The 20,423-nt window shown below is 67.2% G+C and carries 14 protein-coding genes; 4 read left to right on the top strand and 10 right to left on the bottom strand.

The genetic code is table 11. From position 1 onward, the window contains the following. Positions 1 to 128 precede the first annotated feature (128 nt). From PTT45_RS09125 to glnE, 9 genes are all read right to left on the bottom strand, one after another. Positions 129 to 1,550, bottom strand: coding sequence for a lipopolysaccharide kinase InaA family protein (locus PTT45_RS09125; protein ID WP_273812847.1), 1,422 nt, complete (start codon positions 1,548 to 1,550; stop codon positions 129 to 131). Further along, the gene (locus PTT45_RS09120) at positions 1,550 to 2,293 is read right to left on the bottom strand and encodes a lipopolysaccharide kinase InaA family protein (RefSeq protein WP_273812846.1); all 744 of its coding nucleotides are present in this window, start codon (positions 2,291 to 2,293) and stop codon (positions 1,550 to 1,552) included. The genes PTT45_RS09125 and PTT45_RS09120 overlap by 1 nt, the downstream gene beginning before the upstream one ends. Next, positions 2,290 to 3,027 carry a lipopolysaccharide kinase InaA family protein gene (locus PTT45_RS09115; RefSeq protein ID WP_273812844.1) on the bottom strand — a complete coding sequence of 246 codons (738 nt, stop codon included), beginning with the start codon at positions 3,025 to 3,027 and terminating at the stop codon, positions 2,290 to 2,292. The genes PTT45_RS09120 and PTT45_RS09115 overlap by 4 nt, the downstream gene beginning before the upstream one ends. Beyond that, the gene (rfaP, locus tag PTT45_RS09110; protein ID WP_273812843.1) at positions 3,024 to 3,842 is read right to left on the bottom strand and encodes a lipopolysaccharide core heptose(I) kinase RfaP; all 819 of its coding nucleotides are present in this window, start codon (positions 3,840 to 3,842) and stop codon (positions 3,024 to 3,026) included. The genes PTT45_RS09115 and rfaP overlap by 4 nt, the downstream gene beginning before the upstream one ends. Next, positions 3,839 to 4,960, bottom strand: coding sequence for a glycosyltransferase family 4 protein (locus PTT45_RS09105; RefSeq protein ID WP_273812842.1), 1,122 nt, complete (start codon positions 4,958 to 4,960; stop codon positions 3,839 to 3,841). The genes rfaP and PTT45_RS09105 overlap by 4 nt, the downstream gene beginning before the upstream one ends. Further along, a complete protein-coding gene (waaC, locus tag PTT45_RS09100; protein ID WP_273812841.1) occupies positions 4,960 to 5,964 on the bottom strand; it encodes a lipopolysaccharide heptosyltransferase I in 1,005 nt (334 codons plus the stop codon). Before waaC ends, PTT45_RS09105 begins: the two co-directional genes overlap by 1 nt. Continuing rightward, positions 5,961 to 6,998, bottom strand: a complete 1,038-nt coding sequence (gene waaF, locus PTT45_RS09095; RefSeq protein WP_273812840.1) for a lipopolysaccharide heptosyltransferase II — start codon at positions 6,996 to 6,998, stop codon at positions 5,961 to 5,963. The genes waaC and waaF overlap by 4 nt, the downstream gene beginning before the upstream one ends. Positions 6,999 to 7,149: 151 nt before the next feature. Continuing rightward, positions 7,150 to 8,073 carry a branched-chain amino acid transaminase gene (locus PTT45_RS09090; protein ID WP_192315103.1) on the bottom strand — a complete coding sequence of 308 codons (924 nt, stop codon included), beginning with the start codon at positions 8,071 to 8,073 and terminating at the stop codon, positions 7,150 to 7,152. Between the two features lie 37 nt (positions 8,074 to 8,110). Continuing rightward, complete coding sequence (gene glnE, locus PTT45_RS09085; protein WP_273812839.1) at positions 8,111 to 11,011, bottom strand: bifunctional [glutamate--ammonia ligase]-adenylyl-L-tyrosine phosphorylase/[glutamate--ammonia-ligase] adenylyltransferase; 2,901 nt, start codon at positions 11,009 to 11,011, stop codon at positions 8,111 to 8,113. A 240-nt stretch (positions 11,012 to 11,251) separates the two neighbouring features. Here glnE and aceE point away from each other — a divergent pair, with 240 nt between their 5' ends. The 3 genes from aceE (at position 11,252) to PTT45_RS09070 (ending at position 16,945) form a co-directional block, all read left to right on the top strand. Then, positions 11,252 to 13,897 carry a pyruvate dehydrogenase (acetyl-transferring), homodimeric type gene (aceE, locus tag PTT45_RS09080; protein WP_273812838.1) on the top strand — a complete coding sequence of 882 codons (2,646 nt, stop codon included), beginning with the start codon at positions 11,252 to 11,254 and terminating at the stop codon, positions 13,895 to 13,897. 11 nt (positions 13,898 to 13,908) lie between these two features. Next, the gene (gene aceF / locus PTT45_RS09075) at positions 13,909 to 15,567 is read left to right on the top strand and encodes a dihydrolipoyllysine-residue acetyltransferase (protein ID WP_273812836.1); all 1,659 of its coding nucleotides are present in this window, start codon (positions 13,909 to 13,911) and stop codon (positions 15,565 to 15,567) included. Between the two features lie 208 nt (positions 15,568 to 15,775). After that, on the top strand, positions 15,776 to 16,945 hold the full coding sequence (locus tag PTT45_RS09070) for an MFS transporter (protein ID WP_273812835.1): 1,170 nt from the start codon (positions 15,776 to 15,778) through the stop codon (positions 16,943 to 16,945). 66 nt (positions 16,946 to 17,011) lie between these two features. Here PTT45_RS09070 and PTT45_RS09065 read toward each other — a convergent pair whose 3' ends face one another. Continuing rightward, on the bottom strand, positions 17,012 to 17,500 hold the full coding sequence (locus PTT45_RS09065) for a hypothetical protein (protein ID WP_273812833.1): 489 nt from the start codon (positions 17,498 to 17,500) through the stop codon (positions 17,012 to 17,014). A 167-nt stretch (positions 17,501 to 17,667) separates the two neighbouring features. Between PTT45_RS09065 and PTT45_RS09060 the strand changes: the two genes are divergently transcribed. Next, positions 17,668 to 20,361, top strand: coding sequence for a bifunctional diguanylate cyclase/phosphodiesterase (locus PTT45_RS09060; RefSeq protein WP_273812832.1), 2,694 nt, complete (start codon positions 17,668 to 17,670; stop codon positions 20,359 to 20,361). The last annotated feature ends 62 nt before the right edge of the window (positions 20,362 to 20,423 follow it).

The following is a 20,423-nucleotide window of genomic DNA, read 5'->3' as shown; positions in this document are numbered from 1 at the left end:
CCTCTTGCTGCTACGGGCGGGCGAGCCGCCACGGAATAATGGAAGGCGGAAACGGGTCCACCCAAACAAAGCGAGGGATTATAACGGCTGCACCGGGCCTAGGGTATTCCGGCCAGCCGAAGCTCGGCTCAGAGCCGCGGCAGGCGCTGGTCGAGCAGGCGATGCAGGGCGGATTCGGCCGGCCAGTTGCGCAGGAAGCGCGCCCGGTCGCGGGCAAAGGCGCGGGCGAAGGCGGCCTGGCTGCCGTGTTGATGCATGGCATCCAGGTCGATCAGGCTCCACTGGCCATCGACCCAGAACAGGTTGCTACCCTTGAAGTCGCCGTGGCTGATGCGCTCGCGGATCAGCGCAGCGAACAGTCGATCCAGGCCCTGCAGCTCGGCCTCCGGCGGCGTGCCGTCGACATGCGCGGCAAAGCGCGCGCTCAGACTCTCGCCGGCGCAGTGCTCGGTGAGCAGATAGGCGCGTCCGCGCAATCCGCACCAGCGCCGTTCGAGTACGGCCAGCGGACGCGGCGTGGCGATGCCCAGCAGCTCCAGGCGATTGCCCTCGACCCAGCTGTGCCAGGCTCGGCTGGGGCGCCAGAAGCGCGTGAGCCAGTGCAGCCAGCCCTTGATGTTGTAGCGCTTGAGCACCAGCGCCTGCCCCTCGGCCTGCAGCAGCGCCACGGTAGCCGTGCCGCCATCCTTGAGCAGGTGTCCGCTGGCGATGGCGTCGTCCGGCGCATCCAGAACCGGCGTGAGTTCGGCCTGGCGCTCACGGCGCACCACACGCAGGCCGAAAGCATTGATGCGTGCGGCGAACAGGCTGCAGTCGCGACCGATCTTCTTCAGGTAGTCGCGCAGGCGCCACTGGCGCACCTTGGCCACTTCCGCCAGCAGCGCCTCGAGCGGCAGGGCATGCTCGGCGTTGGCCAGCAGGTAGTGCACCAGCAGCTCCTCGGTGAAGGGCGTCAGCTCCGCAGGTAGCTGGGCGAAGAACACCCCGAGGTTTTCCAGCACCCGATGGCGCGACAGTGGCTGGCCGGGCGTCTCCGCCTGGATGCCGCCGCCGTCGATCAGATACAGGCGCCCGCCCTGCCGCAGCAGGTTGTCCAGGTGCAGATCGGCCTGCCATAGCCCCTGGGAGTGCAGCTGGCCGATGGCGCCCAAGGCCTCGCCAAGCACTGCCTGCTGACCATCGGACAGCAGGGGCTCGCGCTCGACCGCGCGCCAGGCATCCCACAGGCTCTCGGCGCCGTCCAGGAAGTCGAACAGCAACCAGCCGCCCTGCCCTGCCACATGCCCCTCGGCCAGCAGCGCCGGCGTGGTCAGCCCCCGCTCGGCGAGCAGCCTGGCGCCGGCCAGCTCGCGCTGGAAGTGCCGCTCGGCCTTGCCGCCGACCAACAACTTGGCCAGCACGGCGCGACCGCGCCATTGCGCCAGGCCGACATAGCGCTGCCCCGGCAGCACCCGCAGCAGGCGCTCGAGTTGCAGCGACTCACCCTCCAGCTGCAGCGTCAGCGGCAGGCTCGGCGCACGTCCGGCCTGCGCCAGCTCGGCGAGCTGCATCAGCGCGCCTCCTTGTTACGCCGCCGCGCGCCCAGGCGCTGGCTCCAGCGCCCGACGTCACCAGCGGCGCCCAGGTACGCAGCCAGCAACTGCTGCACGTCGGCCTCGCTCCACATGTTGGCGCGGCGCACCAGGGGCTCCAGGTCCTTGATCCGGTCACGCTCGCCCAGCAGCAGCGGACGAGTCTTCTCCAGATCTATCAGCTGAGCTTCGAAGCCATCGCCTGCCACGCGCAGGAAGATGTGTTTGGGATAGAAGCAGCCATGCACCTGCCCGGCAGCGTGCAGGTGGCGCGCCAGCTCGCCACAGGCGCGCAGGATGGCGCTGCGTTGCGCCGGTTCCAGCTGCGCCCAGTCCGGCAGCCACTGATCCAACTCCTTCCAGCCATCCAGGGCGCGGGTGAGCAGCACGGCGCGGCGCTCGCCCGGCAGCTTGCGCTCGGCGAAGAAGGCGGCCTGCAGCGCGGGAATGCCCAGGCCGCTGTAGCGCTGGATATTGCGAAACTCGCGGGCGAAGGTCGGTTCGCCCAGCGGGCGCAGCAGGCTGCGAGTCAGGTGATTGCTCTGCCGCTTGAGGTAGTAAGCCGCCTCGCCCAGGTCCAGGCGGTAAACGCTGCTCCAGCCGCCGCGCTCGGTGTTCGGTTCGTCCACCGCCTCAAGCTTGAGCGCCCACAGCGCGTCGAAATCGGCCAGTCCGTGGCGTTCGAGAATCTCGCGATCCTCGGCGGCGATGAAGTCGCTCATTCCCTGCCCTCGAAGAATTTCACTATCTGACGAACACGCCGCTTGTCGCTGGCGTTCAGCCGCGTCCGCCCGCGGTACTGCAGGTAGAAACGCAGGCGCTGGCTGCGCGACAGCACCTTGCTGGCGACCTTGTCCAGGCAGGCCAGGTCCTTGACGATGCGGTAACGCAGGAAGGGTCCCCACCAGAAGGCGCCAGTCGGACAGTCGATGAAGAACAGCTCGCCGGCCGGGTTGACCAGCAGGTTGCGCCACTTCAGGTCGTTGTGGGCGAAGTGGTGGTCGTGCAACTCCCGAGTCGCTCTGGCCAGTTGGCGGCTGACGCCGTCCACCCAGTGCGCATCGGCCAGGCGCGGGTCGTTCTGCTGGGCAATGGCCGCCATGTCCATGGTGCCTTCCAGCTCACGGGTGATCAGCGCACCACGTTTGAAGGCGCCGCGCTCACGCTCCTGCCCCCAGCCCACCAAGGCCGCGGTGGGAATGCCCCACTTGGCGAAGTACTTGAGGTTCTGCCACTCGGCCTTGACCCGCGGCCGACCGAGCCAGCGCCGCAGGCCCTTGCCGGCGCCCCAGTAGCGTTTGACGTAGTAACGCACGCCGGCGTGCTCCACCCGCAGCACCTCGGACAGCGGGTCGCCGGTGATCCAGTCACCCTCCAGCGCGAACACCTGGTCGAGGTCGGCGAAGCGTGCAGCGGTTCCGGCGTCCAGACCCTCGGCGAGCTTCCATTGACTCACGCTTCGCCTCCTCTGGCGTACTTGCGCTCGTAGCGCGCCAGCAGACGCTCGGCCTTGCCCTCGAGCCAGCGCAACAGCGGCGCCTCGTCACGCAGGATCTGCCGCAGCGGCTGGCCGGCGAAATAACCACGCAGGAAGCGCAGCTTGTCGCGGCGGGTCAGGCCGATGCTCAGCGCGGAGAAATACAGACCGGCCAGGTCCTTGTTGCGCCAGCGCAGCGGCGTGGCGCCGCGCACCTGGGCGCGGTGCAGATCGATGATGGACAGGCGCAGATCATCCGCCGTCACCGGCTTGTCGGTGTGCAGCAGGAAGTGGCAGATGTAGCAGTCGCGGTGGTTGACCCCGGCGCGATGCATGTTGCCGGTCATCTTCGCCACTTCGGCGATCAGCGCGCGCTTGAGCCGTGGCTCTGGCGGCTGCTGAAGCCAGTTCAGGGTCAACTGTTCCAGGTCGGTGGTCGGCGCCAGCTCCTCGGTGACGATGAAGGAATGCTGCGTCGCCGGGTTGCTGCCACGCTCGCCGTAGGCCACGGCGGTCATGGTCGGCACGCCAGCCTCGGTCAGGCGCTGGATCGCCGCCCACTCCTGGCCGGCGCCGAGCACCGGGCGCTTGGCGGTGAGCAGGTTCTTGAAGATCTCGCCCCAGCCCACGCCGCGGTGAATCTTGACGAAATAGCCGCGGCCGTCGACCTCGGTGCGCAGCGTGCGGCGCGCCTCCAGTTCGCGGTAGACCTGGCCCTGCAGGGCCTCCACGGCCACGAAGGCATCACGTCCGGCCCACAGCGACTGGAACGGCTCGGCGAGGATCAGCTTCATGCGCGCTCCGCCAGGATCACATCGGCCGCGTGCTGCGGCATGGAATACAGGTCAGCCGAATCGGCAAAGGTCAGGCCATTGGCGCCCCACTTCGTCCGCGCCGCGCCATCGCTGAGCATCTCGGCCAGCAGGCGATTGAGCTCGTCCTGCGCGAACGGCGCAGGCACCACGCGTCCGGCATCGGCTTCGGCGATGTAGTGGGCGTAGCCGCACACCTCGCTGACCAGCACCGGCAGGCCGGAGACCACGGCCTCCAGCAACACGGTGCCAGTGTTCTCGTTGTAGGCCGGGTGGATCAGCAGGTCGGCGCCGAGCAGGAAGCGCGGAATATCACTGCGCCCCTTGAGAATCTGCACCTGGTCGCTCAGCCCCAGCGCCTTGACCTGCAACAGGAAGGGCTTGGGATCGTCCTGGCCGATGGCGATCAGGCGGGTGCGCTTCTTCAGCTCGCGCGGCAGCGCGGCCAGCGCCTTGAGGCTGCGGTCCAGCCCCTTGGTCTTGAAGCCGGAGCCGATCTGCACCAGCAGCAGGTCGTCGTCGGCCAGCTTGAACTCGCGGCGGAACTCGGCACGAATCTCGGCGGCATTGGCCGGCGCGCGGCGGTCGGCGGCGATGCCCGGCGGCAGCAGATGGAAGCGCGCATCCGGGGTCTGGTAATGCTTGATGAACAGCGGCTGCTGCACCTCGGAGATCATCAGGATCTCGGTCTTCGACTCGGGGGCGAACACCGCCCGCTCGTAGTCGGCGAAGTGCTTGTAGCGGCCCCAGCGCTTGTAGATCGGCGCGCGCAGGGTCTGCGCCTTGTCTTCGTAGCAGCCGTCGGCGGCGTAGTAGACGTCGAGGCCCGGCATCTTGTTGAAACCGACCACGCGATCCACCGGGTCACGCGCCAGATCCGCCGCCAGCCAGGCGCTGAAACGCTCGTTGCGATGGTGGTTGAAGAACGCCTTGATCGGCGCCACCCGCACGTCGAAGCCGGCGGGCACTTCACCCTCCCAGATCGGTGTGTAGACGCGGATGGCATGGCCGCGCGCCTGGCACTCCAGGGCGATGCGCATGAAATCGCGCTGCAGGCCGCCGAACGGGAAGTACTTGTAGAGGACGAAGGCCAGCTGCATTACACCGCCTCCTGCTGCGCCAGCAGCAAGGCGTTCAGCTCGTCGCCCACGCGCTGCGCGCCGAGGCCGTCGAAGCACGGCTTGTGCCGATCACCCTTGCCGGCATCCGGGCCGCTGGCACACAGATGCAGTTGACCGCGGCCATAGGCGCCGACCTTGCCTGGCAGGGTCGGACCGTAGAGGGAGATGGTCGGCACGTCGAGCGCCGCGGCCAGGTGGCCGAGACCGGTGTCCACGGCGACGCAGGCGGTGGCACCGGCGATCACCTTGGCCACACCGGCCAGGTTCAGCTTGGGCAGTACGGCGGCGCCCTCGATGCCAGCGACGATGCGTTCGGCGCGGGCGCGTTCGTTCTCGTTGCCCCAAGGCAGGCGGATCGCCCAGCCCTGCCCGGCCATGCGCTCGGCCAGGGCACGCCAGTCGACCTCCGGCCAGTGCTTGCTGGCCCAGGTGGTGCCGTGCAGGAACAGCAGGTAAGGCTGCGAGGCCGCGTCCATCATGGCGCCGCGGTCCAGGCCGTAGTCGCCCATACCCTCGGGCAGTTCATAGCCCAGGGCCTGGGCGAACAGCTGGCGGGTGCGCTCCAGCGCGTGCTGGTTCTTGGCCACGGCGTACAGCCGATCGTAGAAGCGGCAGGCGATCGGCTCGCGTGCCGAGTCACGATCCAGGCCGGCTACCGGCGCCTTGCTGTAGCGGGTCAGGAAGGCACTCTTGAGCAGGCCCTGCGCGTCGAGCACCAGGTCGTAGTCGACCTCGCCCAGACGCTGCTTGAAGCGTTTCCACTCGCCGCTCTTCCAGGTCTGCAGCGGATGTTTGCGCCAGCGGCGGATCGCCACCGGGATCACCTGGGCCACGGCCGGATGCCAGGCCGGAATCTCGGCGAAGCCCTCCTCCACCACCCAGTCGAACTGGATGCCGGGGATGGCGCGCGCCGCGTCGGTGAGTGCCGGCAGGGTGTGGATCACGTCGCCGAGGGACGAGGTCTTGATCAGCAGGACCCTCATCCGGCGACCTCGACCGGGTCGGCCACCAGGCGATCCAGCGCCTCGATCACCGGGCGCGGCTTGAGCTGGCGCAGGCAGTTGTAGTGACCGAAGCGGCAGGTGCGATCGAAGCAGGGGCTGCAGTCCAGGCCCAGGCGGACGATCTCCACCTGGTCGGCCAGCGGCGGGGTGAACTGTGGCGAGGTGGAGCCGTACACCGCCACCAGCGGGCGATTGAGCGCGGCGGCCACGTGCATCAGGCCGGAGTCGTTGGAGACCACGGCGCCGGCGGCGGACATCAGGTCGATGGCCTCGGCCAGGCTGGTCTCACCGGCCAGGTTGACGCTTTCCTCGCGCAGGCCCGGGATCAGGCGGGCACGGATCGCCTCGCAGCCGGGATGATCATTCTTCGAGCCGAACATCCACACCTGCCAGCCGGCGCGGATCTTGATCTCGGCGACCTTGGCGTAGTGCTCGACCGGCCAGCGCTTGGCCTCGCCGAACTCGGCACCGGGGCACAGAGCCAGCACCGGGCGGTCCAGGCTCAGGCCGAATTTGGCCAGGGCCGCGGCGCGGCTGGCCTCGTCGATCTGCAGGCGCGGCTGCGGGTAGGGCTTGGGAATCTCGGCATCCGCTTCATAGGCGAGCGCCATGAAGCGCTCGATCATCAGCGGCAGACGTTCTTTATCCAGCTTGCGGATGTCGTTGAGCAGGCCGTAGCGCATCTCGCCCTTCCAGCCGGTGCGCTTGGGGATGCCGGCGAAGAACGGCACCAGGGCGGACTTGAGCGAGTTTGGCAGCAGAATCGCCTGGTCGTACTGGCCGGCCAGGGACTTGCCGATGCGCCGGCGGGTAGCGATGTCCAGCACGCCGTGGCCGAGCGGGAAGCTCAGCGCCGCGCGCACCTCGGGCATGCGTTCGAGGATCGGCCGGCTCCACTCGGGCGCCAGCACATCGATCTCACAGCCGGGATGGCGCTGCTTGAGGCAGACGAACAGGGTCTGCGCCATCACCATGTCACCGACCCAGCTGGGACCTACGATCAGTATTCTCATCAGGGCTCCGGAAATGAGCGGGGAGGCTCTCGCCTCCCCAGTCACCGCCTATTTATAGTCGTTCACTCGGCCATCAGAGCGAACATGCCTCAGCATGATGGCCGATTCGTGACTAGCAGATTGGGGCGCAGTCACGCTTTTTCAATCGGTCTCACTTGACCAGGGTGCGCCACTCGCCGTGGGCGCTGGTCTTGCCGGTGACCAGGTCGAAGTAGGCCTTTTGCAGCTTCTCGGTGACCGGGCCGCGGCGGCCGATGCCGATCTGACGGCCGTCCACCTCGCGGATCGGCGTCACTTCGGCGGCGGTGCCGGTGAAGAAGGCCTCGTCGCAGATATACACCTCGTCGCGGGTGATGCGCTTCTCCACCACCTTGATGCCGTGCTCTTCAGCCAGGGTCAGGATGGTGCTACGGGTGATGCCGTTGAGGCAGGAGGTCACTTCCGGGGTGTACACCACGCCGTCCTTGACCAGGAAGATGTTCTCGCCCGAACCCTCGGCCACGTAGCCTTCCGGGTCCAGCAGCAGGGCCTCGTCGGCGCCGCCGGAGATGGCTTCCTGCAGGGCCAGCATCGAGTTGATGTAGTTGCCGTTGGCCTTGGCGCGGGTCATGGAGATGTTGACGTGGTGGCGGGTGAAGGAGCTGGTGCGCACCTTGATCCCGGTCTTCAGGGCTTCTTCGCCCATGTAGGCGCCCCAGTTCCAGGCGGCGACGATCACGTGCACTTTCAGGCCGGTGGCGCGCAGGCCCATGCCTTCGCTGCCGAAGAACACCATCGGACGCAGGTAGGCGCTTTCCAGGCCGTTCTCACGCACCGCGGCGCGCTGCGCTTCGTTGATCTCTTCCTTGGAGAAGGGGATCTGCATGTTGAAGATGTGCGCCGAGTCGAACAGGCGATCGGTGTGCGCCTGCAGGCGGAAGATCGCGGTGCCGTCCGGAGTGTTGTAGGCGCGCACGCCCTCGAACACGCCCATGCCGTAATGCAGGGTGTGGGTCAGCACGTGGGTGGTAGCGTCGCGCCACTGCACCAGTTCGCCGTCATACCAGATCACGCCATCGCGGTCGGACATCGACATCTTTGCCACTCCTCAGTCTTCTTCGGTTGGGGGCAGGTCAGCTCAGACCCAGCTCGCGCCACAGGCGCATCACGCTGCGTCGCTCGGCGGTGAACTGGTCGCCAGCGACCTTGCCCGGTTGTTTCTGCAACGCCTGCCGGTGGGCGGCGGAGCGATAGGCCTTGTAGGCCTCCTGCAGCAGTTCGACGTCGGCGGCGGGCATCAATCCCACGTCACGCAGGCCGTCGAGAATGCGGATGTTGTCGGTGTAGCGATGCAGCTCGGGATGCTGCCGCGACCACGCCAGGGCCGCGTATTGCACCATAAATTCGATATCGACGATACCACCGGCATCCTGCTTCAGATCGAAGGAAGTCGCGGCCTCGAAGGCATTTTCCGCAGTGCCGGCGGCGGTTTCCTTACTGCCCAGATTGTCGCGCATCTTGGCGCGCATCTCGCTGACTTCGGCCTGCAGCTTGGGCAGGTCGCGCTCGCGGCCGAGCACTTGCGCACGCACCTGCTCGAAGGCCGCCGCGACCCGCGAGCAGCCGACCAGCACACGGGCGCGCACCAGCGCCTGGTGCTCCCAGGTCCAGGCCTCGCTCTCCTGGTAGCGCTGGAAGGCGGACAGCGAACTGACCAGCAAGCCGGCCGCCCCCGAGGGCCTCAGGCGCATGTCCACCTCGTAGAGCTGGCCGGAGGTGGTCTGGGTGGTCAGCAGATGGATGATGCGCTGGCCCAGGCGGGCGAAGAACTGCGCGCCGTCGATGGGCTTGGCGCCGTCGGTCTCGCCCTGCGAGTCGCCATCGTGGATGAACACCAGGTCCAGGTCCGAGCCATGGCCGAACTCCAGGCCGCCGACCTTGCCGTAGCCAACGATGATGAAGTCCGGATCGCACAGGCTGCCGTCGGCGCGCCGTGGGTTGCCGTACTTGGCCACGGTCTGGCGCCAGGACAGGGCCAGCACCTGGTCGAGAATGGCCTCGGCCAGCCAGGTCAGGTAGTCGGACACCTTCATCAGCGGCAGGGTGCCGGCGATCTCCGAGGCAGCCACGCGCAGGCCATGGGCCAGCTTGAAGTGGCGCAGGGCCTCCATCTGCTGCTCCAGGTCGTCCTCGGGAATCCGCGTCAGGCGCTCGCGCAGTTCGGCGGCCAGCTCCGGCGCCAGCGGCGGGCTGAACAGGCGGCCCTCGTTGAGCAGCTCGTCGAGCAGCAGCGGGAAGCGGGTGATCTGCTCGGCAATCCACGGGCTAGCCGCACACAGGGTGAGCAGCCGCTGCAGGGCGCCGGGGTTCTCGGTGAGCAGCACCAGATAGGCCGAGCGCCGCGCCACCGCCTCCACCAGCGGCAGCACCCGCTCCAGCACCAGATCGGGGTTGTCGTGCTCGACGGCCTGGGCCATCAGGCGCGGCACGAAGGCGTCCAGGCGCTCGCGCCCCAGGCGCTGCATGGTGCGCACCTGGGTGCCGTTCTTCAGGTCGATCAGGCGCTTGAACGCCGCCGCCGGCTCGGTGAAACCGGCCTCGGCCAGCTGGCGGCCAGCCATCTCCTCGTCCAGCGCTTCTTCCCACAGCGGCAGCCATTCGCCGCCGATGCAGGTCTCTACCTCGCCCTCCTCCTCGTCCGGGTCGGCGATGACCTGGCGGAAGTGCCATTCGATGCGCCCGCGCCAGTACATCAGCCGCTCGTGGAAGGCGGCCCAGTCGGCGAAGCCCATGATGCAGGCGACGCGCGCGCGGTCGGTGTCGTTGTCCGGCAGCATCTGCGTCTGGCGGTCGGCGATGGCCTGCAGGGCGTGCTCGGTGTAGCGCAGGAATTCGTAGCCTTCCTTCATCTCGGCGATGATCGGCGCCGGCAGGTAACCCTGTCCCTCCAGGGTGTCGAGCACCCTGAGCAGCGGCCGCTGCTGCAGGCTGAGGTCGCGACCGCCGTGGATCAGCTGGAAGGCCTGGGCGATGAACTCCACCTCGCGGATACCGCCGGAGCCGAGCTTGACGTTGTCGGTCATGCCCTTGCGCCGCACCTCCTGCTGGATCAGCTGCTTCATCGCACGCAGCGCCTCGATGGCGGAGAAGTCCAGGTAGCGCCGGTAGACGAAGGGCCGCAGCATCTCCAGCAGCTGCTTGCCGGCGGCCTGGTCGCCACCGACCACGCGCGCCTTGATCATGGCGTAGCGCTCCCAGTCGCGGCCCTGGTCCTGGTAGTACTGCTCCAGCGCGTTGAAGCTGAGCACCAGCGCACCGGCCGAGCCATAGGGCCTCAGGCGCATGTCGACGCGGAACACGAAGCCCTCGACGGTGATGGCGTCCAGCGCCTTGATCAGGCGCTGACCCAGGCGGGTGAAGAACTCCTGGTTATCCAGCGCGCGCTTCACGCCCTCGGTCTCGCCGCCTTCCGGGTAGCCGAAGATCAGGTCGATGTCCGAGGACAGGTTGAGCTCGAAGGCGCCGAGCTTGCCCATGCCGAGGATGACCAGGTGCTGCGCCTCGCCGCTGTTGCGCCCGATCGGCGTGCCGAACTGCGTGCAGTGGCGCGGGTAGAGCCATTGATAGGCGCCGTCGATGCAGGCATCGGCCAGGTCGGAGAGGTCGCGGCAGGTCTCGGCCAGATCGGCCTGGCGGGTCAGGTCGCGCCAGATGATGCGCACCTGCTGGCGATTGCGGAAGCGCCGCAGGCGTCGACCCAGTTCGTCCTCGTCGGCGCAGTCCTGCAGCAGCTCCATCAGCTGGCCGCGCAGTTCGCCGGCGGCGAAGCGCCGTTCCAGCTCGCCACTGTCACCCAGAGCCGGCAACAGCTCCGGGTCGCGCATGGCCTGCTCATGGACGAAGTCGCTGAGCGCGCAGAGCCTGCTCAGCGCCTCGTCGCGGGACTGCTGCCAGCCTGCCGGCAGCAGCGGCCGAGCACGTTCGGCAAGGGATTGCAGGTCATCAGGAAGGGCAGCCAGTACGGGCAAACTCATGGTCTATCCTTGGGGACGGGCGGCTCGCCCTAGCTCCTAAGGCGCCCCTGCCCTCGCCGAAAATTGTAGTTTTACTACTAAAGATTGTGCCCTGGACTCCACAGACGCCATCGAAATGTAGTAAAACTACAAAAGCGACCACGAACATATTGGTCGACCACGACTTCACGTAGCCCGCCCAAAACGCGTGCACGAGCCCAGGCCTCTGATTCTGGAAGCCTTTCCGCCATGGAGCAAGCCATGCAAGACCTCGATCCCGTCGAAACCCAGGAGTGGCTGGAAGCCCTCGAATCCGTTCTCGACAAAGAAGGTGAAGACCGCGCCCACTACCTGCTGACTCGCATGGGCGAACTGGCGACCCGCAGCGGCACCCAGCTGCCGTATGCGATCACCACGCCTTATCGCAACAGCATTCCGGTCGGCCACGAGGCTCGCATGCCGGGCGACCTGTTCATGGAGCGCCGTATCCGCTCGCTGGTGCGCTGGAACGCCCTGGCCATGGTGATGCGCACCAACCTGCAGGACCCGGACCTGGGCGGTCACATCTCCAGCTTCGCCTCCTCGGCGACCCTGTACGACATCGGCTTCAACTACTTCTTCCAGGCCCCGACCGAAGAACACGGCGGCGACCTGGTGTTCTATCAGGGCCATGCCTCGCCCGGCATCTACGCCCGCGCCTTCCTCGAAGGTCGCATCAGCGAAGACCAGATGAACAACTTCCGCCGCGAAGTCGACGGCAAGGGCCTGTCGTCCTACCCGCACCCGTGGCTGATGCCGGACTTCTGGCAGTTCCCCACCGTGTCCATGGGTCTGGGCCCGATTCAGGCGATCTACCAGGCGCGCTTCATGAAGTACCTGGAAAGCCGCGGCTACATCCCCGCCGGCAAGCAGAAGGTCTGGTGCTTCATGGGCGACGGCGAGTGCGACGAGCCGGAATCCCTGGGCGCCATCTCCCTGGCCGGCCGCGAGAAGCTGGACAACCTGATCTTCGTGATCAACTGCAACCTGCAGCGCCTGGACGGCCCGGTGCGCGGCAACGGCAAGATCATCCAGGAACTCGAAGGCGTGTTCCGTGGCGCCGAGTGGAACGTCAACAAGGTGGTCTGGGGCCGCTTCTGGGACCCGCTGCTGGCCAAGGACACCGACGGCCTGCTGCAGCGCCGCATGGACGAGGTCATCGACGGCGAGTACCAGAACTACAAGGCCAAGGACGGGGCCTACGTGCGTGAGCACTTCTTCAACAGCCCCGAGCTGAAGGAGATGGTCAAGGACCTCTCCGACCAGGAAATCTGGAACCTCAACCGCGGTGGCCACGACCCGTACAAGATGTACGCGGCCTACCACCAGGCGGTGAACCACAAGGGCCAGCCGACCGTGGTCCTGGCCAAGACCATCAAGGGCTACGGCACCGGTGCTGGCGAGGCGAAGAACACCGCGCACAACACCAAGAAAGTCGATATCGACAGCCTGAAGAAATTCCGCGACCGCTTCGACATCCCGGTCAAGGACGACGAGCTGGAGAACCTGCCCTTCGTCACTGCAGAGCCAGGCAGCCCGGAGCACAAGTACCTGCACGAGCGCCGCGCCGCCCTCGGTGGCTTCGTGCCGCAGCGCCGCGCACAGAGCTTCAGCATCCCGACCCCGCCGCTGGAGACCCTCAAGGCCATCCTCGACGGCACCGGCGACCGCGACATCTCCACCACCATGGCCTTCGTGCGCATCCTCTCGCAGCTGGTCAAGGACAAGGACCTGGGCGCGCGCATCGTGCCCATCGTGCCGGACGAGGCGCGTACCTTCGGCATGGAAGGCATGTTCCGCCAGCTCGGCATCTACTCCTCGGTCGGCCAGCTCTACGAGCCGGTGGATAAGGACCAGGTGATGTTCTACCGCGAGGACAAGAAGGGCCAGATCCTCGAGGAAGGCATCAACGAAGCCGGCGCCATGTCCAGCTGGATCGCCGCCGGTACCTCGTACTCCACGCACAACCAGCCGATGCTGCCGTTCTACATCTTCTACTCGATGTTCGGCTTCCAGCGTATCGGCGACCTGGCCTGGGCCGCCGGCGACAGCCGTGCCCGTGGCTTCCTGATCGGCGGTACCGCCGGCCGCACCACGCTGAACGGCGAAGGCCTGCAGCACGAGGACGGCCACAGCCACATCATGGCCGCGACCATCCCCAACTGCCGCACCTACGACCCAACCTACGGCTACGAGCTGGCGGTGATCATCCGCCACGGCATCAAGGAGATGATCGAGCAGCAGCAGAACGTCTTCTACTACATCACCGTGATGAACGAGTCCTACCAGCAGCCGGCCCTGCCGGCCGGTACCGAGGACGGCATCATCAAGGGCATGTACCTGCTCGAGGAAGACAAGAAGGAAGCTGCCCACCACGTGCAGCTGCTGGGCTCCGGCACCATCCTGCGCGAAGTGCGCGAGGCGGCGAAGATCCTGCGCGACGAGTTCAACATCGGCTCGGACGTGTGGAGCGTCACCAGCTTCAACGAACTGCGCCGCGACGGCCTGGCCGTGGAGCGCTGGAACCGCCTGCACCCGGGGCAGAAGCCCAAGCAGGCGTTCATCCAGGAATGCCTGACCGGCCGTAAGGGCCCGGTAGTGGCCTCGACCGACTACATGAAGCTGTTCGCAGAGCAGGTGCGCCAGTGGGTGCCCAGCAAGGAATACAAGGTCCTTGGCACCGACGGCTTCGGCCGCAGCGACACCCGCAAGCAACTGCGCCACTTCTTCGAGGTGGATCGCTACTGGGTGGTCCTGGCTGCGCTGGAGGCGCTGGTCGACCGTGGCGAGATCGAAGCCAAGGTGCTGGCCGATGCCATCGCCAAGTTCGGCATCGACCCTGAAAAAACCAACCCCCTGGACTGCTGAGGAGACGCACTGTGAGCGAGTTGATACGCGTACCCGATATCGGCGGCGAAGGTGAAGTGATCGAACTGCTGGTCAAGGTCGGTGATCGCATCGAGGCCGAGCAGAGCGTGCTGACCCTGGAGTCGGACAAGGCCTCCATGGAAATCCCCTCGCCCAAGGCCGGGGTGATCAAGAGCCTGAAGGTCAAGCTGGGCGACAAGCTGAAGACCGGCGACGAACTGCTGGAGCTGGAGGTCGAGGGCGCTGCCCCGGCCGCCGAGCCTGCTGCTGCCCCGGCCGCGACCGAGGCACCCAAGGCCGCCGAGCCGGCTCCCGCGCCTGCCGCCCCCGCAGCGGCTCCGACCGCTGCCAGCGTGCAGGACGTGCATGTGCCGGACATCGGTACCACCGGCAAGGTCAAGGTCATCGAGGTCATGGTCAAGGCCGGCGACACCATCGAGGCTGATCAATCGTTGATCACCCTGGAGTCGGACAAGGCCAGCATGGAGATCCCCGCACCGGCCGCCGGTGTGGTGGAAGAAGTAGTGGTCAAGCTGGACTCCGAAGTGGGCACCGGCGACCTGATCCTCAAGCTCAAGGTCGCCGGCGCAGCCCCCGCTGCAGCACCGGCACCTGCCGCTGCACCGGCCCCGGCTGCCGCCGCGACCACACACAGCACTCCGCCGGGCGCCGCGCCTGCGGTAGCCGCCGAAGTCGGCGCCATCGCTGCGCTGTCGGCCGCCGCCGCTGCAGTTGCCGCGCCGGTGCGTGACGGCAGCAAGGTCCACGCCGGCCCTGCCGTGCGCATGACCGCCCGCGAGTTCGGCGTCGACCTGGCCGCCGTGCCGGGCACCGGCCCGAAAGGCCGCATCCTCAAGGAAGATGTGCAGAACTACGTCAAGGCCATGCTGCAACAGGCCAAGAACGCTCCGGCGGCCGGCGCCACCGGCGGTGCCGGCATCCCGCCGGTCCCGGCAGTGGACTTCAGCAAGTTCGGCGAAGTGGAAGAAGTGGCGATGACCCGCCTGATGCAGGTCGGCGCCGCCAACCTGCACCGCAGCTGGCTCAACGTGCCGCACGTGACCCAGTTCGACAGCGCCGACATCACCGAGCTGGAAGCCTTCCGCGTAGCGCAGAAGGCGGTGGCGGAGAAGGCCGGCGTCAAGCTGACCGTGCTGCCGCTGCTGCTCAAGGCCTGCGCCCACCTGCTCAAGGAGCTGCCGGACTTCAACAGTTCGCTGGCGCCGAGCGGCAAGGCGATCATCCGCAAGAAGTACGTGCACATCGGCTTCGCCGTGGACACCCCGGACGGCCTGCTGGTCCCGGTGATCCGCGACGTCGACCAGAAGAGCCTGCTGCAACTGGCCGCCGAGGCCGCCGAACTGGCGGAGAAGGCGCGCACCAAGAAGCTGTCGCCGGACGCAATGCAGGGCGCCTGCTTCACCATCTCCAGCCTCGGCCACATTGGCGGCACCGGCTTCACGCCGATCGTCAATGCGCCTGAGGTGGCGATCCTGGGTGTGAGCAAGGCCGCCATGCAGCCGGTGTGGGACGGCAAGGCCTTCCAGCCGCGCCTGATGCTGCCGCTGTCGCTGTCCTACGATCACCGGGTGATCAACGGCGCCGCCGCCGCGCGCTTCACCAAGCGCCTGGGCGACGTGCTGGGAGACATCCGCACCCTGCTGCTGTAACGCATCACGCTGTGCTTTGAGGCATCGACGCCTCACTCCTCGGCCCCGCCAAACTGGCGGGGCTTTTTTATGCCTGGGCGTTTGGCATTACTGACTTCCAGTCAAATGTATTTGGCTGATCCACGGCTTAATCGGCAAAGATCAAACCGCCACACTGCGCGCCATCGAGAAACCGCAACCACTTCCACTTAATGAGAGGAGAGGCGCCGTGAAGTCTTCAGCCGCTTTGTTTGCCCTGGCCATTGGCGCCTTCGCCATCGGCACCACAGAGTTCACCCCCATGGGCCTGCTGCCCGTGATCGCCGACGGCGTGCAGGTGGACATTCCCGGCGCCGGCATGCTGATTTCCGCCTACGCCATCGGCGTGATGGTCGGCGCGCCGATCATGACTCTGCTGTTCAGCCGCTTCGGCAAGCGCTCGGCGCTGATCGCGCTGATGCTCATCTTCACCATTGGCAACCTGCTGTCGGCGCTCGCGCCGAGCTACACCACCCTGCTGCTGTCGCGCCTCATCACCAGCCTCAACCACGGCGCCTTCTTCGGCATCGGCGCCGTGGTGGCGGCCAGCGTGGTGCCCCGCGACAAGCAGGCCAGCGCGATCGCCACCATGTTCATGGGCCTGACCCTGGCCAACATCGGCGGCGTGCCGGCGGCAACCTGGATCGGCCAGCAGGTCGGCTGGCGCCTGGCCTTCGGCGGCACTGCCATGCTCGGCCTGGTCACCATCGCCGCGCTGTGGCTGGCGCTGCCCAAGGGCGAGCCGGGCACCCGCCCGGACGTGCGCCGCGAGCTGAAGGTGCTGACCCGTCCCGAAGTCCTGCTGGCGATGGGCACCACCGTGCTGGGCGCCGGTGCGATGTTCGCCCTGTACACCTACGTGGCGCCGGTGCTGGCCGATATCACCCAGGCCAGCCCGGGCTTCGTGGCCTTCGCCCTGGTGCTGATCGGCGTCGGTTTCACCCTCGGCAACAGCCTGGGCGGGCGCCTGGCCGACTGGTCGCTGGAGGGTGCGACCAAGCTGATGCTCGCCGCCCTGGCGCTGATCATGCTGGCCATGCCGCTGCTGATGACCACGCAAATCGGCGCCGCCATCGGCCTGGTGCTCTGGGGCGCCGCCGCCTTTGGCATCGTGCCGCCGGTACAGATGCGCGTGATGCAGGCCGCGGCCCAGGCACCGGGCCTGGCCTCGTCGGTCAACGTCGGTGCTTTCAACCTGGGCAATGCGCTGGGCGCAGCCCTGGGTGGCGCGGCCATCAGCCAGGGGCTGGGCTACGCCGCGGTGCCCTGGGTCGGCGCGGCCTTGGCGGTCGGCGGCCTGGGCCTGGTGTGGCTGGGCAAGTCGCGCGCCCCGGCGGCGCTGGCTTCTTCCGCCAGCTGACCGCGACTTTTCCCCGCCACAACGAAAGAGCCCCGCCGAAGCGGGGCTCTCGCATGACCGGAACGGTCAGTTCTTCTGCAGGTTGCGGATCAGGAAGCTGATCGCCTTGGCCAGGTCGGCCGCGCCCTGGTGGTCACGCAGCACGGTGATCCACGGGCTGCCGTCGGCCGGATTGCTCAGCACGCAGGTGATGCCGCTGGTCGGACACTCGTAGCGGATATAAGGATCGAGGCCAAACACCGACAGGCGCTGGTTGCTCACCGCCAGGTTGTTGCTCTGCTCCTGGCGGGTCTCCTGGCGCACCAGCAGCTCGCCAGGGGCGGAGATACTCAGCTGGTAGCGCAGGTCGCTACGCTGCTTTGGCGCCTTGCCCAGCTGGTAGCCGGCGCGCAGCGCAAAGGTGTCGAGCAGCGCGTTGCTGTGTGCCAGCAGCGCCTTGCGCTCGTCCTTGGTCATATACAGTCGCTTGAGCTCGGCCAGATAGCGTGCCTGCTCCTCCCCGCCCAGCTGGGCCTCGCTGGCCTGTACCGGGGCACCCGCGCCCAGGCTCAGCATCAGCAATAACCCGCTCAGTCTTCTTGTCAGTCCCAGCCGCATGATGCACCCTTGCCGAACTTGGTTGATGTAACAAACCTGTGAACCCGTTCGCTAACCGATGAACCGGAGCGCCAACGGGCTCCAAGCCTGCCCTGAAGCGGCAGCATAAGGAAGCCAGTCGTTCGATGAAAAGCCATCCCGATGCCGCCAGCCGTTCGGCGGTCGAGGTTGTGACGCAGTTGCCTGTGCCGTCACGCCTGGGCATGTTGCGCTTCGAACGAATCAACGAGCCCAGCTGGACCCTGCTGTTCCTCGATCCCGCCTGTGAACGCCAGCTCGGTATCAGCGCCGGCGAACTCTGCGCCCTGCTCGATTCGCCCTACGCCAGTTTGATGGAACCCGAGGCGCGCTACCGCCTGCACGACGAGATCCAGCAACAGCTGGCCAGCACCCAGCACTACTCGGTGCGCTATCGCCTGCACACGCCCAACGGCGCCCTGCACCTGCTGGAGGTGGGCGAGAACTTCCAGCAACGCGGGCGCTTCCTGCTGCGCGGCTACCTGCTGGTCACCGTCGAGGCCGGCGAGAACCTGGCCGAGCAGCGCCAGCAGGAGCTCGAAGAGCAGAACCAGAAGCTGCAGACCTCCCTGGAGCTGTACCAGCATTCCCAGGAAGAGCACCTGCAGCACCTGATCCGCTCGCGCGCCCAGCAGAGCCTGATCGTGCGCCTGGCGCGCCATCGCTACAGCGCGCTGGACCCGCTCAAGGAAGCCGCCGAGCTGATCACCCAGGCCGCCTGCGAGACCTACGACGTGGCGCGCGCCAGCATCTGGCACCTGATCGGCGACCAGCTCGAACCGGTGGCCCTGTACCGCCGCGACATCGACCGCCACGAACTGCCGACGACCATCGACGCCAGCCTGTTCCCGCGCTACCTGGAGGCGCTGCACAGCGGCCGCGCCATCGACGCGCACAACGCCCAGCGCGACCCGCGCACCAACGAACTGGCGCGCGGCTACCTCAAGCCGCTGGGCATCAGCGCCATGCTCGACGCCACCATCCGCCTCGGCGGCGAAGTGGTCGGCGTGCTGTGCCTGGAACACATCGGCCCGTCACGCACCTGGCAGGCCGACGAAATCGCCTTCGCCGGCGAGCTGGCCGACCAGTTCGCCCAGGTCATGAGCAACCAGCAGCGGCGCGACGCCACCAGCGCGCTGTTCCTGTTCCAGCGCGCCGTGGAGCAGAGCGTCAGCGCCTTCCTGCTGTTCGACCGCGACGGCCTGGTGCAGTACGTCAACCCGAGCTTCACCTCGATCACCCAGTACGGCGCCGAGGAAGTGCAGGGCCGGCGCATCTCCCAGCTGCCGGCGCTGGAGAACCTCGGCGACCTGCTGTTCGACCCGCAATCCGGGCTGGCCGAGCGCAACAGCTGGCAGGGCGAGTTCCGCAGCCGGCGCAAGAACCTCGAGCCCTACTGGGGCCAGCTGTCGATTTCCAAGGTCTACAACGACGACGGCGAGCTGACCCACTACATCGGCATCTACGAAGACATCACCGAGAGCAAGCTGGCCCAGCAGCGCATCGAGCGCCTGGCCTACAGCGACAACCTCACCGGCCTGGGCAACCGCCCGCACTTCATCCGCTGCCTGGAAGAGCGCTTCGCCCGCGCCGACGGCCAGGCCTTCGGCCTGCTGCTGGTGGACATCGACAACTTCAAGCGGATCAACGACAGCCTCGGCCACCAGACCGGCGACAAGCTGCTGGCCAACCTGGCCCGGCGCCTGCGCAACAGCCTGGGCAAGAACACCAGCCTGGCGCGCTTCGCCAGCAACGAGTTCGCCGTACTGCTGGATGGCGCCGACCAGGACGCCGCCCTGCAGCGCGCCCAGGAACTGCTGGCGACCCTGGACAAGCCGCTGTTCGTCGACAACCAGCTGATCAGCGTCACCGGCTCAGTCGGCCTGGCCTGCGCGCCGACCCATGGCGACGACCCGCACCTGCTGATGAAGCACGCCGGCCTGGCCCTGCACAAGGCCAAGGCCAACGGCAAACACCAGGTGCAGGTATTCACCGAGGCACTCAACGCCGAGGCCAGCTACAAGCTGTTCGTCGAGAACAACCTGCGCCGCGCCCTGACCCAGAACGAGCTGGAGGTCTACTACCAGCCCAAGCTGTGCCTGAAGACCGGCCAGTTGGTCGGCCTCGAGGCACTGCTGCGCTGGCAGCATCCGGACAAGGGCATGATCAGCCCGGAGCAGTTCATCAGCGTGGCTGAAGACACCGGCCTGATCATCCCCATCGGCAAGTGGGTGGTGCGACAGGCCTGCCGCGCCAGCCTGGAGCTGGCGGCGCTCGGCCTGGGCCAGGTACAGGTGGCGATCAACCTGTCGGCCAAGCAGTTCACCGACCCCGACCTGGTCGGCTCGATCGCCGCGATCCTCGAAGAGGAAGGCCTGCCCGCCCACCTGCTGGAGGTGGAACTGACCGAAAGCCTGCTGCTGGAGGGCAACGACGCCACCCGCCAGCAGGTGGCGCGCCTCAAGGCCCTGGGCCTGACCCTGGCGATGGACGACTTCGGCACCGGCTACTCGTCGCTGAGCTACCTGAAGAAGTTCCCGATCGACGTGATCAAGATCGACCGCAGCTTCATCAAGGACATCCCGGAAAACCAGGACGACATGGAGATCACCTCGGCGGTGATCGCCATGGCCCACAACCTCAAGCTCAAGGTGGTCGCCGAGGGCATCGAGACCGCCGCCCAGCTCGGCTTCCTGCGCCGCCAGCAGTGCGACGTCGGCCAGGGCTACCTGTTCGACCGACCGATTCCCAGCCGCGACCTGGTGGACAGCCTGCGCCGCTATCCCTGCCGCGGCGCCTGAGCCCAGCCGACCAACGGCAGGCCAGCGCTGTAATCCAGCCTCACGACTCGCGTCTATCCCAT

Origin of the sequence: Pseudomonas sp. Gutcm_11s (assembly GCF_028649395.1) — a bacterium.
Lineage (GTDB): Bacteria > Pseudomonadota > Gammaproteobacteria > Pseudomonadales > Pseudomonadaceae > Aquipseudomonas.
Note: the sequence above shows the minus strand (reverse complement) of the source record. Positions and strands in the feature narration are given on the sequence as shown.

Coding starts and splice junctions, on each gene's coding strand:
- PTT45_RS09125 (WP_273812847.1), bottom strand. CDS start 1,550: ATGCAGCTCGCCGAGCTGGCGCAGGCCGGACGTGCGCCGAGCCTGCCG.
- PTT45_RS09120 (WP_273812846.1), bottom strand. CDS start 2,293: ATGAGCGACTTCATCGCCGCCGAGGATCGCGAGATTCTCGAACGCCAC.
- rfaP (WP_273812843.1), bottom strand. CDS start 3,842: ATGAAGCTGATCCTCGCCGAGCCGTTCCAGTCGCTGTGGGCCGGACGT.
- PTT45_RS09105 (WP_273812842.1), bottom strand. CDS start 4,960: ATGCAGCTGGCCTTCGTCCTCTACAAGTACTTCCCGTTCGGCGGCCTG.
- waaC (WP_273812841.1), bottom strand. CDS start 5,964: ATGAGGGTCCTGCTGATCAAGACCTCGTCCCTCGGCGACGTGATCCAC.
- waaF (WP_273812840.1), bottom strand. CDS start 6,998: ATGAGAATACTGATCGTAGGTCCCAGCTGGGTCGGTGACATGGTGATG.
- PTT45_RS09090 (WP_192315103.1), bottom strand. CDS start 8,073: ATGTCGATGTCCGACCGCGATGGCGTGATCTGGTATGACGGCGAACTG.
- glnE (WP_273812839.1), bottom strand. CDS start 11,011: ATGAGTTTGCCCGTACTGGCTGCCCTTCCTGATGACCTGCAATCCCTT.
- aceE (WP_273812838.1), top strand. CDS start 11,252: ATGCAAGACCTCGATCCCGTCGAAACCCAGGAGTGGCTGGAAGCCCTC.
- PTT45_RS09065 (WP_273812833.1), bottom strand. CDS start 17,500: ATGCTGAGCCTGGGCGCGGGTGCCCCGGTACAGGCCAGCGAGGCCCAG.
- PTT45_RS09060 (WP_273812832.1), top strand. CDS start 17,668: ATGAAAAGCCATCCCGATGCCGCCAGCCGTTCGGCGGTCGAGGTTGTG.